The following is a 13,008-nucleotide window of genomic DNA, read 5'->3' as shown; positions in this document are numbered from 1 at the left end:
CATCCTGCAAGCACGCGTGATCCTTGGCCGATGGAGGAATCAGGCAGCGCCTTCTTCCTTGGCAGGCTCTTCCACCGAGGATTCTGCGAGGGCGGTTTCAGCCTGCTCTGCGAGCTCTGCTTCGGCCATGGATTCTTCGACCGGGGCTTCTGTCAGTTCTGGTTCAGCAGGCTGGGAAGTTTCCTCAGCAGGAGCATCTTCAACAGGTGCTGCTGCCGCAGGTGCTTCCTCTGGGGAACCCGCCAGGGCAGCTTCAGCCTGCTCTGCCAATTCTGCTTCCGCCATCGACTCTTCGACCGGGGCTTCTGTCAGCGAAGGTTCAGATGCTTCCTGCTCGGATTCAGCAGTTGTTTCGACCGCAGTTTCTGCGTCAGGGGCAGCGGCTTTCGCAGATGCCTTGGCAGCAGGAGCTTCCTTCTTTGCAGCGGCAGGTTCACCCTGCACACCGAGGAAGACCATGCCGTCGCTGTATTCGATGACGTAGCCTTCGTTCGCGAGCCAGCGGATGTCCTTGATGACGGCAATCTGCTCTTCCGTGGGATGCTTCGGCGCATCCGGGGCGGTGCCTTCGGGGGCTTCTGGTGAGGGCACGATCGACTCCACCAGCTTCTGCATGGGCATGCCGTTGTTGGCTTTGAGCTTTTCCACGACCTGCGCAAGGCGGTCTGAGAAGACCATGCTGGGCTCGATGGCGCGAGGCTTCACGCGGCAGACGAACTGCTTGCCCGCGCGGCGCTTGAACAATTTCATGCCACGGCGTTCCAGGCCAGCGCCGAGCTTCTGCGAGATTTCAAAGAGGTGCTTGCGCGCCGCATCCACAGACTGGCGCATCATGATGAAGAAAATATGAGCAAGCTTCTGCTTGTCGATGTTGCCCGGCACGGTGGCGTCACGGACTTCGATGACGGCATCGTTGGCAAAGGTGCGGCGGAAGTGCGCCTCCATGTCGGCGCGTGAGCTGAGTGCGAGCGGCTCGCCGCCCTCGGGCACTTCGCCCTTCAGGCACACCCAGCGGCGGCCCTTGCTCATGTTTTCCTTCCACTTCGCGACGAGCTCCGGATTGGACTCCACACGGATGCGACGCTTGAAATCTTCGAGCGGCATGTTCGAGAAGCGCTCACGGTGCAGCCTGATGACACCGGTTTGATAGCTGTGATGGCTCGGCGGAGCGATGAGTTCGCCGCTCATGCCGCAGACGGCCACGGAGGCAAACTCGCCCTTTGGCGCTTCGAGTTCGATCTCTTCCACACGATAAAACTCATCCAGTGCGGCGCTGCGCAGCACATGATTGAGAGCTTCATCACGGGAGAGGAAGAGGCTGCCGTCCGCAGGCACATGGTAGAAGCCCGTGGGACGTTCTTCGGCGCAGCGGAAACGCACCATGAAGCGGTCCCCCCCTGCGAGCACGAGGCGTGCGGCATCAAACATGCTGAATGCGTGGCCCGTCTGGCGGACGTGTGCGGCGAGTGCATCCACCGCCTTGTCTTCTGGGAAAATGATGACCTGCACATCCTTCGGGATCTCGACCCACTCACGCTGTGGCGGGCCTGCGCGATCACGATCACCAAAACGACGCGGTGGACCACGGCGGTCATCACCAGGGCCATCACGACGTGGCGGGCCGCCCTGACCACCGGGACGGAATCCGCCACCGGCACCTGCTGGACGCGGGCCTGCGCCGCCAGGACCATCACGGCGCGGAGGCGGGCCGCGACGATCATCACGACCGCCAAATCCGCCGCCACCGCCACGGCGGTCATCACGACCACCGCGCTGCGGACGGTCTTCTGCATCGGCATAGCGTTGTTTGATTTTATCTTCTTTGCCGAATTCGCCGACCCATGCGGGCATCAGTTTCAAATCGGAAAGGTCAACCAGGCCGCTTGGCTTTGGCGTCTGGTTGTCGGTGCTGGCTTCTGGTTCGGTCATACTTTTCAGGCTGGAAGGGGCCGCGACTATGCCTCGAATCGTGTTTGTCGCCAGTTTTGTTCGTGTGGCGTTTTCTTGGCATGGCATTATGTGAACAAGTCCCATGCCAGCCGAACCCATCACTTTTTACAATCGCCTCACCGGCCAACTCGAAACGGAGGCCGTGTATGGGGAGGGTTTTCTGCGCTTTACCTACGAGAGCCCTCTGGGTGCCCTGCCGCTGCATGCGCTGGTGAAACGGGCGGCTTTTTCCCGCTGGTACGGCAGCCGCATGGACGCCCCGGCCAGCCGGGCAAAAATCTCCCCTTTCCTGGCCACCTATGGCCTGGACGTCAGCGAATTCGCCGATGCCCCGGAGTCCTTCCGCACCTTCAACGACTTTTTTTACCGCAAGCTCAAGCCGCAGGCACGGCCGGTTGCTCCGGGCGACGATGTCATCACTTTCCCTGCGGACGGCCGCCATTTGGTCCTGCCAGACATCGCCCGTTGCACCGATTTTTTCATCAAAGGCACCCGCTTTGACCTCCCTGCCCTGCTGCGCGATGCCGCGCTCTCCGAGCGCTTTGCCCGCGGCAGCATGCTGATTTCCCGCCTGTGCCCGGTGGACTACCACCGCTTTCATTTTCCCTGCGCCGGCACTCCTGGAGCCGCCCGCCTGATCAATGGCCCGCTGTATTCGGTGAGTCCCATCGCCCTGCGCAGCCGGGCCAGCATCCACTGGGAAAACAAGCGGGAGATTACGGTGCTGCGGACTCCCGCCCTCGGGGATGTGCTGCTACTGGAAGTCGGCGCCACCTGCGTGGGCTCCATCGTGCAAACTTATACGCCGGGTGCCGCCGTCGAAAAAGGGGCTGAAAAAGGCTACTTCCGCTTCGGAGGCTCCTGCTTCATCACGATCTTTGAGCCGGGTAAAATCCAGTTTTCGGACGATTTGATCAAGCACAGCCAAGCTGGGCGCGAAGTCTATGCCCGCATGGGCGATGTGGTGGCTCACGCCCGCGGGTGAAAGCGCCGGTGCACGTCCTTGAGCCGTGCCTGATCCACGTGGGTGTAAATCTGCGTGGTGGAGATGTCCGCATGGCCGAGCATTTCCTGGATCACGCGCAGGTCGGCACCGTTGTTCAGCAAATGCGTGGCAAAGCTGTGGCGCAGCAGATGCGGATGCACACGGGCAGGATCCATGCCGCAGAGCGCGGCGCGTTCCTTCACGATCTGCTGGATGCGTGCGGTGGTCAGTCGAGTGCCGTTGCGTGAGATGAAGATGTGGCTCTGGGATTTTGGCCCCACCAGCTCAGGGCGTGCATGCTCCACGTAGGCAGCAATGGCCTCGCGCGCTGCACCGCCCACGGGTGAGAGACGGGTCTTGGAGCCCTTCCCCGTGACGCGAATCCAGCCCTCTTCGAGGCTGAGGTTTTCCAGCCGGGCATCGGCCAGCTCCGACAACCGCACACCGCTGGCATAAAACAGCTCCAGGATGGCCCGATCCCGCCGGTCCAGCGGGGCTGTGCCGTTCACAGACTCGACGAGCTTGCGCACGTCCTGCTCGTTCAAGGAGTCCGGCAGGTGCTTTTCCTGGCGCGGAGGCAGAATCGGGTCCGCAGGGTCAGAGGGGATGTGTTTGCGCGCGGTGAGCCAGCGGAAGAAGATTTTGACGGCGATGAGTTCGACCCGGGCCGAGGACGCTGCGATGCCGTCTTTTTTTCTTTGGGCCAGAAAGCCGCTCACGTGCTCCGTTGTCACGGCAGCCGCGCTGGCGGAGTCGTGCCTGGCCTTGAACCACGAGGCAAAGGCCTCCAGCACCCGGCGCACCAGGAGCTGATAGTTCGTGGACAGACCCCGCTCGGTCGCCAGGTGGAGGATGAAGCCATCGATAAGTTCCAGCATCGGCGTCTAGAGTGGCACGGAATTGCACGTCACGAGAATGACAAAATTCTTGCCCTCAGGGGCGGCGGGCGGCAAAGATGCCCCATTATGGCCTCCTACAACAAAGTCATGCTCATCGGCAATCTGACCCGCGACCCCGAAGTGCGCTACACGCCCAAAGGCAGCGCGGTGTGCGACATCGGGCTCGCCGTGAACCGTGTGTACACCTCCGACAGTGGTGAGAAGGTGGAGGAAGTCACTTTTGTGGACGTCGTCCTCTGGGCCAAGATGGCCGAGCTGGCCGGCAAGTATCTGAAGAAAGGCCGCCCGGTCTTCATCGAAGGCCGCCTGCAGATGGATTCCTGGGAAGACAAGCAAACCGGCCAGAAGCGCACCCGCATGCGCGTCGTGGGCGAGCAGATGCAATTCCTCGGCAGCCCTGGTGGTGACCGTGCTCCAGCCGGCGGTGGTGGCGATGACGAAGGCGGCTACTCCGGCGGTGGCGGAGGAGGAGGTGGTGGCGGCGGTTACAACCGTCCCGCAGCCCGTCCGGCCCAGCGCCCAGCACCTGCCCAGCAGCAACGCCCGGCCCAGCGCCCAGCTCCGCCGCCGCAGAACGATGACTTCGGTGAAGGCCCGATCACCGACGGCATGGAAGACGACGACATTCCGTTTTGAGAAATGAAGCCGGCGTTTTGCCCTGCTTGATTGGAAGAGAACCTGCTCCTGAGCCGTTATTTGCGGCCCTGTGAATTGCTCTGTCTCCAGCTTGGTTTTTGCGCTCAGCGCCGTCGCTTTGTCGGCGGCGTCTGCCGCCGAGACTGTGTCCTTTCGCAATGAGGTGATGGCCGCCATTTCCAAAGCGGGCTGCAACCTGGGCACCTGCCATGGCAATGCGACGGGCAAAGGCGGCTTCAAGCTTTCGCTGCGCGGACAGGATCCTGATCTCGATTTCAAAGCGCTCGCCCGAGACGCCTCCGGCCGCCGCGTGGATGTCTTCGCGCCGGAGCGCAGCCTGATCCTGGTCAAAGGTGCGAATCAGATCGCCCACGAAGGCGGCAAGAAACTGGATCCCAAGGCCTGGGAATACCAGGTGCTGCGAAGCTGGATCGCCGCGGGTCTGCCGCGTGATGACAGCACGGCACCGAAAGTCACCAAGCTCACCGTCACGCCGACCGAGCTCGTTTTGGACGAGCCGCAAGACAAGGTGCAGATCAAAGTGCAGGCGACCTTTGCTGACGGCACGCAGCGCGACATCACTGACCGTGCGATCTATGAGCCGCTGCAAAACGGACTCGTGGATGTGAGCAAGAGCGGGCTGGTGAAGCGCCTGCAGTTTGGCGAACCGGGAGTGCTGGTGCGCTTCCTGAATCAATCGGTGCCCGTGCGGCTGACGTTTGTGAAAGCGAATCCGGCCTTTGTGTGGAGCAAGCCGCGCCGTGACAACTACATCGACTCGCACGTCTTCAACAAGCTCAAGACCCTGCGCATGAACCCCAGCGCGGTATGCAGTGACGAGGTCTTCATTCGCCGTGCCTGGCTTGATCTTTGCGGCATGATCCCGCCTGCGGATGAAGCGCGCGCCTTTGAGGCCGACACGCACCGCGACAAGCGAGCGCGCTTGATTGACCGCCTGATGGTGCGGCCGGAGTTCGCCGATTACTGGACGCTCAAGTGGTCCGATGTCCTCAAGGTCGAATCCCGCACGCTGGACAAAACCGGGGTGCAGGCCTTTCACGACTGGATTCGAGATGGCATCACTCGAAACCGCCCGATCAATGAAATGGTCCGCGCCATGCTTGCCTCCCGTGGCAGCACCTATCACGAGCCCGAGACGAATTTTTACCGAGCCAACCGTACGCCGGAGCTGCGTGCCACCACGGCGGCGCAGGTGTTTCTCGGCACCCGCCTTCAGTGTGCGCAGTGCCACAACCACCCCTTTGACCGCTGGACGCAGGACGACTACTACAACTGGTCCGCCGTCTTTGCGCAGGTGGACTACAAGATCATCGGCGACATCAAACCTCGTGATAAAAACGACAAACATGAGTTCAACGGAGAGCAGGTGGTCTTTCTCAATGCCAAGCTGAACATCGAAAACCCGCGCACCGGAGACAAGGCCAAGGCCCGGTTCCTAGGTGCGGACATGCCCAAGCTCGCCGAAAAGGAGGACGAGCTGCAGGCCGCAGCCAACTGGCTCACGAGCGCGCAGCATCCTCTGTTTGCCAAAGCACAGGCCAACCGCATCTGGTATCATCTGATGGGTCGTGGTCTGGTCGATCCCGTGGATGACATGCGCCTCACGAATCCCGCCAGCCATCCGCAGCTGCTCGAAGAACTCGCCCAGGATTTCATCCGCAGCGGTTTTGATCTGCGGCACCTCATTCGCACCATCATGCTGAGCCGCACCTACCAGCTGGACAGCACGCCGAACGAGACGAACGCCGTCGATCTCATCAACTACTCGCACCACCTGCCCCGCCGCCTCAGCGCCGAGCAGCTGATTGATTCGCTCTACTCTTCGATGCGTGTCACGCCAGATTTCAATGGCTGGGGCCGCGGCACACGTGCCAGCCAGATTCCCGGCCCCGACAATGGCCGTGGGAGTCCCAATCCCACGTCTCCAGAGGCCTTCCTCGCCCAATTTGGCCGCCCCAAACGCGAACTGAGCTGCGAATGCGAACGCGCTGCGGACACCTCCATCGGTCAGATTTTCCAGTTCATCAGCGGCCCCATCGTCAGCAACGTCGTCTCGCAGAAATACAACCGCCTTTATTCGCTGCTCAAGAATCCCGACAACGGCGCCGTCACCCGCGATCTCTACTGGGCCCTCCTGACCCGTGCGCCCACCGCCGACGAAGCCAAGGTCATGGAAGCCCTTCTCGCCTCCGCCAAAGACCGGCGACTCGCGCTGGAGGACATCACCTGGAGTCTGGTGAATGCGAAAGAGTTTCTTCTCGCCCGATAAGCACGCCGCTTCGTGTCTGGATGACGACTTGAGCTGGACCGTTACCGCATGACAAAGCAGGGGCTTCGTGGCATAACGCCTCATGTCTTTCATCCGTCAACGCGTCGCCCTCCTCCTCGCCAGTCTGCTCGCCGCAGCAGCTCTGTCTTCCTGCACGGAAGGCAATCTCGGCCGTCTTCAAAATGTGCGCACGGGGGCCATCGGCATCGGGCCCACCGGGAGTCATCCGGGCGATCGTCCGCTGACCCATTTCAAATCTGAAACTCCCGAGGAACTGCGCGTGCATCAAGCGGTGCGTCGCGGAGTGGAGCGTGCGTTGGATGACAGCCGTGCCTTCAGCTATGTGCCCTTTGCCCAGATGAAGCAGACCCCGAAGAGCCTGAACATTGCGAACCAGCGCAGCGAGGTCCGAAAATTCGCCGCTGCCAATCATCTCAAGGCCGTCATACGCGTCTGGGCCACCCCAGACTTCAAGCAGCAGAGTGTCAGCGTCGGTTTCCTGGCCCATGCGCGCAGCGGCAAGGCCATCGCCAGCAGTCTTGCCATGGCACCGGGGCCGGTGCCTCCGCTGAAAAACCCTACCGCCCGTGCCTCCCTCCCGACCTGGGAAAAGACCGCCTACGAGGCCACCAAAAAGGCGCTCGCCAAAGTGCGCGGCTAGATGCGCCTGGGGATTTTGCATTTGTTGGTTCCAGCAGAGTCTCGCGATTGAAGTGAGAACGAGCCGCTGCGCAACGTACTGATGCGCCTCATGAAACCAGCCATTCTCCTCTCCCTACTAGTCAGCACTTCGCTGCTCGCCCAAACTGCCGCACCCAAAGCGCCCGCACCTGCGCCAGCGGCCAAAGCCAAAGGCCCGACCATTCCTGCGGATGCGCAGTGGCATGATGTGACGAGCTGGGGTGTGGAAGGACGCGGCTGGGGAGATCAGGAGAGGAAGCGCTGGTTTGACCGTCTGCCAGCGAAGGCGGAAAAAACCGTCACACCTGCGGTTTGGGGTCTCAGCCGCGACAGTGCAGGCATGATGGTGCGCTTCAAGACGAACGCGAACACGATTTACTGCCGCTACGATCTCCTCAAAGCAAATCTGGCCATGCCAGCCATGCCTGCCACGGGTGTGAGCGGCCTCGATCTTTATGCGCGTGATGCCGAGGGCAAATGGCGCTGGGTGGCATGCCCGAAACCTGACAAGCAGCATGTCGAAGCTGTGCTGATCAGCGGCCTGGCCCCCGGCGAGCATGAATTCGCCGCCTACCTGCCGCTCTACAACGGTATTGAAAAACTGGAAATCGGCGTGCCTGCGGGCGCGAAGTTTGAAGGATTGAAGCCGCGTGAAAAGCCCATCGTTTTCTACGGCACGTCCATCACCCACGGTGCCAATGCCTCGCGTCCCGGCATGGTTCACACCGCCATCCTGGGTCGTCATCTGGACCGCCCTGTCATCAACATCGGCTTCTCCGGCAATGGTCGCATGGACGCCGCAGTGGGCGATCTTATCAATGAACTCGATCCTGCCGTCATCGTCATCGACTGCCTGCCCAATATGCAACCCGCCGACGTCACGGCCAAATGCGTGCCACTGGTGAAGCAGCTGCGCTCCAAGCATGCCACCACGCCGATCATCCTCGTCGAAGACCGCCGCTTCACGAACTCCTGGATCACCCCTGCCAAGGCCAAGTTCCATGACGACAACCACGCCGCCCTCAAAGCCGCCTACGAGCAGCTCAAGAAAGAGAAAGTCGCCAACCTCCACTACATCAGCGGTGATGCGCTCTACGGCACCGACGCCGAAGGCTCCAACGATGCCTCCCACGGCACCGACCTCGGATTCCTGCGTCAGGCTGAAATCTTTGAGCCGGTGCTGCGCAAGGCTCTGAAGTAACCCGCCTCACTCGGTCCCCGGCGGTTCCAGCAATCGCCGGGGCAGGTCACGCATGCCTTGCAGCACGCGGAAGACAACAAGCATGTCGTCCTCGATGCGGTAAAAAATGAGGTGCTTGTGAAATGAGCCTTGAATCTGGAAGGACCGCAGCCGCGCAAGACGTCGATTTCGGAACTTACGGACGCGACCAAGATCCGGCTGTGCAGCCAGGTCTTTGAGAGTTTCGACCAAAGACATCAGATACCTTTCAGAGATGTCTGCACCCGCATGCACATCATACCAGTCCGACTGAAGACGTATATCAAGTGAGGCGTCTTCAGTGCGTTGAATTGTCAGACCTGGCATGGTGCAGATTCCATGACGGCTTTATTGGAAGGTCTGTTGGAAGGTCTGCCTTTTCGGATTGAATCAAGAAAGGCTTCATCCAGCGGATAGCGCGGACTATCCAATGCCTTGAGCATCGCTGCTTCGAGCTCTGGCGACTCATAGCCGTCCTCCCCAAGAACCTCATCATGGCGACGTTCCATCCAGTCCAGCAATTCCAAAAAGCCGTCCGCTGGGAGAGCAGCAATCGCGTCCTCAATCTGGGCAACAGTCGTCATACCTTAAAACTATTCACCACCAGGCGTAACGCAAGCCCTGCATGACCGCTCACTTACCGATCTTGTACAGCGCCTTGTCCGTGCGGATGAACAGGGCGCTGCCATCGGCGATGGGGCTGGCCATGATCGGGCCGTCGAGGGTGTTCTGGGCGAGGATTTTGAATTCTTTGGCGGCGTTGATGATCGTGACGACGCCTTCGCGGCTGCAGAAGTAGAGTTTGCCATCTGCGATGATCGGCGAGGCGCTGAACTTGCCGCCGATGCGCTCGCGGTAAAAGGCCTCGCCGTTTTTCGTGTCCACGCAGCTGACGATGCCACCGTCATCGACGTAAAACAGCAGACCGTTGTGCAGCACGGGCGAGCACATCTTGGGAGCGTTCTTATTGTTGCGCCAGGCGACTTCGGGCGTTTTCAAACCGGCGTATTTGAGAGCGATGACCGCCGATTTGCCGAAGGCGGTGCTGAAATAGATCTGCTGATCGTCGGCCACGGGAACGGTGGACATGGAGAAGCCGAGTTCGCCGTAATGAATTTTCCAGAGCTCCTGACCCGTGACGGGATCATAGCCATAGATGTTGTTGGCGGCGGAACTGATAACCTGCGGCTGGCCGTTGATCGTCACGACCAGCGGTGTGCCGTAGGCTTTGCGCTGCTGCGGGCGTGGATCCATGTCGCCACTACGGGGTGTCTTCCATGCGACCTTGCCGGTCTTCGTGTCAAAGGCGGCGATGAACTGCTGATCGCTGCCGTCAAAATGTGCGATCAGTCTGTCTCCATGCAGCACGGCGGTGGAGCCGGGGCCGTTTTCGTGCATGACGTGGAGTTCCTCGTTTTTCCACAGCACCTTCAAGGTTTTTGTGTCAAGGGCGACGGTGCCAAAGGAACCGAAGTGCGCGTAGAGCCGGCTCTCCGCCAGCACGGGCGAGGGTGAGGCATAGCTGTTGAGCTGATGCGCCCACTGCGGGTCCTTCACATTGAGCAGCTCGATGTCATGGAGGACTTTGCCGCTGGTGCGATCCACACAGAGGGCGTGCAGGCTCACGGAACCCAGCACGGTGAGAGGCTGGTCACCAGTGTTGGATTCCAGGCGGCGTTTGGCTTCCTCGGGAGTGGCTGCTTTTTCGAGGGCGGTGGTGAGCCAGATCTGATCGCCCCACATGACGGGTGTTGAATGGCCACGGCCCGGAAGCTCTGTCTTCCAGGCGACATTGCTCGTCTCGCTCCACGTTTCCGGCAGGCCGGAGGCGATGGCGTGACCTTGGGCCGAAGGGCCGCGCCATTCGGGCCAGTTGCCGGCGTGGGAGGCGGAAGCGAGAACGAGAAGCGGGAGTAGAATGCGGTGAATCATGAGCGAGAAAAAACGTGGCATGCAGCCGGGAACTGTCTTTCACTGGGATTGATCATGCGCATCCCGTTTTTTCTATTTGTTTTCGCCGCCGCATTGCAGGCCCAGACTACGGAGCTCGAAACGTACATCGAGGTGCGCTCCGGGACACTGCCCCTCATTCTCACGGTTCCTCACGGCGGCACCTTGAAGCCGGACAACGTGCTGGCGCGGCGCTACGGTGTGACGGGCATTGATTCCAACACCATACCGCTGGCTGGAATGATCATTCAAGAACTGGAGACGCGTTACGGCGGCAAGCCGCACGCAATCATCTCCCGCTTGAGCCGCACGAAAATGGATCCGAACCGCGAGCTCGAAGAAGCCGCGCAGGGTGATCCAACCGCCATCGCCGCCTGGCACCGCTTTCATGACAGCGCCCAAAAAGCCTGTGAGAGTGTGATGAAGAAAAGCGGCATGGGTCTGCTGCTGGACATTCACGGACACCGCCATCTGGATCAACGAGTCGAACTGGGTTATCTGGTGAAAGGAGACATCCTGAAGCACTCCGACGCGGAACTGAACGCGGATGCGGCGCTGATCGCCTCCACGAGCATCCGTGATCTGGACAAGCGCTCGCCGCAGAGCTTTGCAGAATTGCTGCGTGGGCCGCAGAGCCTGGGCGGTTTGCTGGAGTTTAATGGCTTTCGCTGCCTGCCCAGTCCTTCAAAAGCGAATCCGGCCTTCATGGCGGGCTACTTCAGCGGTGTTTATGACGTGGCTGCGCACGGTTCACGCAGTGGCGGCACGGTGAGCGCCATCCAGGTGGAGTGTCCTTGGACCAATGTGCGTGAGACGCCGGAAACTCAGCGCCGCTTTGCCAGAGCGCTGGCGAATTCACTCGGGGTTTACTTTGAGGTTCACTTTGGCCGGAAGCTGAAGTGAGCGTTCGGTCAGCGGTTGCGGCTGCTCAGGATCTGCCTTTTTGAGCTTGTCCCAGCAGCCGTCAGCGATCTCTTTTTGCGCAGTGAAAACGCGGATCTGCGCAGGCGTGCTGGAAGCCCAGTCAATGGGGATGCGCTCATCGCACAGCCCCCGACGCTGCAACCAGCCAAAGAATGCGATGCTGCCGAGAAGGGCCAAATTGAATGGCAGGCAGAGCGGCAGCAGCGCCAGGCGCAGCAGGGCTTCCGAGAGCGGTTCCCACAGCAGGGCCATCGCCAGCGTGACCAAGAGCATCCACGCGACGGTCTTCACATTCAGCCGCAGGTAATGACCGCCGAGAGCCAGGGCGAGAACGATGACATTCATGGCGAAGGCGGGATCTCCAAAGACCGGCTTCCATGCGGAACCCGCAATGCAGATGAGGACTGCTGACAGAGCCACGAGAGCGCTGGTGCGTGAATGCCAGAGAATGCCGATGAAGAACCAGACCCAACAGAGCAGCAAACGAGTGGAGGTGAACTGCGCGGTCAGGCTGAGATGACTGCCAAGAAATCCTCCCCATGACTGCGCGTACTCCTGAGCTGTGCCTCCGGACAGGGTGGCTGCGAAGCCTGTGTACGCATCCGCAAACAAGGGAGCGCACAAGGCTGCCGTGGTGAAGTGGTGCCGTGCCTCATCAGGATGGCCAGCCTGCAGGGCGCACCAGCCAAGGCCGTCCCATGAGTCGGCGAAAAAGGAATCCAATGCGACGGCACGGCGAAACGCCAGCGCGGCATCGTCATAGCGGCCCTGACGGATGCGGCTCCAGCCAAGTCCGTCATAGGCATCTGCGACGCCGATTTTGAGCGAGAGCACGCGTGAGAACGCGGTCTGTGCGCCGGTTTGATCTCCACGGCGGTACAAACTCCAACCAAGACCCGCACAGCGATAGGCCTCCGCCATGTCGGTGCTGACTTCGGTGTTGAGGAAATGTTTCTCGGCTTTTTCAAAACGGTTGGTGAGGAGTGCACGCCAGCCGCGCGTGAGCTCGGCATCATGCACGCCAAAGAAAATCAGCGCGGTCAGCGCAGTCCACGCTGCAATGACGTAGGGCAGGCTGAAGAGGACATAGGGCGATTTTTTCTCGTGCATGCGCTCGGCCACGGGCACGAAGAAATAAGCCATGCCTGCACAACCAAGCGCGGTGGTGAGCGCCTGCACCCACAGCGGCACCTGCGGAAAAAGATACCACAAGGCGCCGAGCAATGCGCCATTCACGCTGAAGAGCCCGGTTTTGAGCACGGTGTCATCCTGCGCACGCCACTGGGCGAGTGCGGAAATGAGCAATGCCCCGCCCAGGCTCATTAGCGCGGCTTCGAGCGAGAGGACCAACAAGCCGATGAGCACGCATACGCCGGTGATGCGGCTGTTCGCCACGAGCATCTGCCCGTAACCACGCAGAGTGTGGTCGAGCAAACGCTTCATGCGGCGAGTGGAAGTTCTGAAATCACAAGAG

12 protein-coding genes are annotated in these 13,008 nt (G+C 60.8%); 6 read left to right on the top strand and 6 right to left on the bottom strand.

Annotated features, from left to right (window positions below; translation table 11 throughout):
- Positions 1-39: 39 nt before the first annotated feature.
- The gene (locus AC24GY_RS07215) at positions 40-1,929 is read right to left on the bottom strand and encodes a hypothetical protein (protein ID WP_487681566.1); all 1,890 of its coding nucleotides are present in this window, start codon (positions 1,927-1,929) and stop codon (positions 40-42) included.
- Between the two features lie 103 nt (positions 1,930-2,032).
- Here AC24GY_RS07215 and AC24GY_RS07210 point away from each other — a divergent pair, with 103 nt between their 5' ends.
- Positions 2,033-2,935, top strand: a complete 903-nt coding sequence (locus tag AC24GY_RS07210) for a phosphatidylserine decarboxylase (RefSeq protein WP_487681564.1) — start codon at positions 2,033-2,035, stop codon at positions 2,933-2,935.
- On the opposite strand, the gene AC24GY_RS07205 is transcribed toward AC24GY_RS07210, so the two are convergent.
- Entirely contained in the window at positions 2,920-3,813 is an 894-nt protein-coding gene (locus tag AC24GY_RS07205) for a tyrosine recombinase (RefSeq protein WP_422317523.1), read from the bottom strand. The genes AC24GY_RS07210 and AC24GY_RS07205 overlap by 16 nt on opposite strands.
- An 87-nt stretch (positions 3,814-3,900) precedes the next feature.
- Here AC24GY_RS07205 and AC24GY_RS07200 point away from each other — a divergent pair, with 87 nt between their 5' ends.
- The 4 genes from AC24GY_RS07200 (at position 3,901) to AC24GY_RS07185 (ending at position 8,642) form a co-directional block, all read left to right on the top strand.
- Entirely contained in the window at positions 3,901-4,470 is a 570-nt protein-coding gene (locus AC24GY_RS07200; RefSeq protein ID WP_487681562.1) for a single-stranded DNA-binding protein, read from the top strand.
- A gap of 91 nt (positions 4,471-4,561) precedes the next feature.
- Positions 4,562-6,760, top strand: a complete 2,199-nt coding sequence (locus AC24GY_RS07195; RefSeq protein ID WP_487681561.1) for a DUF1549 and DUF1553 domain-containing protein — start codon at positions 4,562-4,564, stop codon at positions 6,758-6,760.
- Between the two features lie 82 nt (positions 6,761-6,842).
- Positions 6,843-7,421, top strand: a complete 579-nt coding sequence (locus AC24GY_RS07190) for a hypothetical protein (protein ID WP_422317529.1) — start codon at positions 6,843-6,845, stop codon at positions 7,419-7,421.
- A gap of 90 nt (positions 7,422-7,511) precedes the next feature.
- Complete coding sequence (locus AC24GY_RS07185) at positions 7,512-8,642, top strand: SGNH/GDSL hydrolase family protein (protein ID WP_487681559.1); 1,131 nt, start codon at positions 7,512-7,514, stop codon at positions 8,640-8,642.
- Positions 8,643-8,648: 6 nt separating this feature from the next.
- Here AC24GY_RS07185 and AC24GY_RS07180 read toward each other — a convergent pair whose 3' ends face one another.
- Genes AC24GY_RS07180 through AC24GY_RS07170 form a run of 3 tightly spaced genes read right to left on the bottom strand, consistent with a single transcriptional unit; the run spans position 8,649 to position 10,613 of the window.
- Entirely contained in the window at positions 8,649-8,987 is a 339-nt protein-coding gene (locus tag AC24GY_RS07180) for a type II toxin-antitoxin system RelE/ParE family toxin (protein ID WP_487681556.1), read from the bottom strand.
- Positions 8,975-9,244 carry a hypothetical protein gene (locus AC24GY_RS07175; protein WP_487681554.1) on the bottom strand — a complete coding sequence of 90 codons (270 nt, stop codon included), beginning with the start codon at positions 9,242-9,244 and terminating at the stop codon, positions 8,975-8,977. The genes AC24GY_RS07180 and AC24GY_RS07175 overlap by 13 nt, the downstream gene beginning before the upstream one ends.
- Before the next feature lie 49 nt (positions 9,245-9,293).
- Positions 9,294-10,613 carry an outer membrane protein assembly factor BamB family protein gene (locus tag AC24GY_RS07170; RefSeq protein ID WP_487681552.1) on the bottom strand — a complete coding sequence of 440 codons (1,320 nt, stop codon included), beginning with the start codon at positions 10,611-10,613 and terminating at the stop codon, positions 9,294-9,296.
- Positions 10,614-10,646: 33 nt separating this feature from the next.
- Between AC24GY_RS07170 and AC24GY_RS07165 the strand changes: the two genes are divergently transcribed.
- Positions 10,647-11,513, top strand: a complete 867-nt coding sequence (locus AC24GY_RS07165; RefSeq protein WP_487681550.1) for a hypothetical protein — start codon at positions 10,647-10,649, stop codon at positions 11,511-11,513.
- Here the strand turns inward: AC24GY_RS07165 and AC24GY_RS07160 are convergent.
- Positions 11,466-12,977, bottom strand: a complete 1,512-nt coding sequence (locus AC24GY_RS07160; protein ID WP_487681548.1) for an urea transporter — start codon at positions 12,975-12,977, stop codon at positions 11,466-11,468. The two genes, AC24GY_RS07165 and AC24GY_RS07160, sit on opposite strands and share 48 nt — an antisense overlap.
- Between the last annotated feature and the right edge of the window lie 31 nt (positions 12,978-13,008).

The sequence above is a fragment of the Prosthecobacter sp. Pr1 genome, assembly GCF_057652315.1.
The sequence above is the reverse complement of the archived record's forward strand: the minus strand, read 5'-3'. Positions and strand labels throughout refer to the sequence as shown.

Bases quoted from the DNA above. Each gene is read 5' to 3' on its own strand.
- AC24GY_RS07210 (WP_487681564.1), top strand. From the start codon at position 2,033: ATGCCAGCCGAACCCATCACTTTTTACAATCGCCTCACCGGCCAACTC.
- AC24GY_RS07200 (WP_487681562.1), top strand. From the start codon at position 3,901: ATGGCCTCCTACAACAAAGTCATGCTCATCGGCAATCTGACCCGCGAC.
- AC24GY_RS07170 (WP_487681552.1), bottom strand. From the start codon at position 10,613: ATGCCACGTTTTTTCTCGCTCATGATTCACCGCATTCTACTCCCGCTT.
- AC24GY_RS07160 (WP_487681548.1), bottom strand. From the start codon at position 12,977: ATGAAGCGTTTGCTCGACCACACTCTGCGTGGTTACGGGCAGATGCTC.
- AC24GY_RS07205 (WP_422317523.1), bottom strand. From the start codon at position 3,813: ATGCTGGAACTTATCGATGGCTTCATCCTCCACCTGGCGACCGAGCGG.
- AC24GY_RS07175 (WP_487681554.1), bottom strand. From the start codon at position 9,244: ATGACGACTGTTGCCCAGATTGAGGACGCGATTGCTGCTCTCCCAGCG.
- AC24GY_RS07215 (WP_487681566.1), bottom strand. From the start codon at position 1,929: ATGACCGAACCAGAAGCCAGCACCGACAACCAGACGCCAAAGCCAAGC.
- AC24GY_RS07190 (WP_422317529.1), top strand. From the start codon at position 6,843: ATGTCTTTCATCCGTCAACGCGTCGCCCTCCTCCTCGCCAGTCTGCTC.
- AC24GY_RS07180 (WP_487681556.1), bottom strand. From the start codon at position 8,987: ATGCCAGGTCTGACAATTCAACGCACTGAAGACGCCTCACTTGATATA.
- AC24GY_RS07185 (WP_487681559.1), top strand. From the start codon at position 7,512: ATGAAACCAGCCATTCTCCTCTCCCTACTAGTCAGCACTTCGCTGCTC.
- AC24GY_RS07165 (WP_487681550.1), top strand. From the start codon at position 10,647: ATGCGCATCCCGTTTTTTCTATTTGTTTTCGCCGCCGCATTGCAGGCC.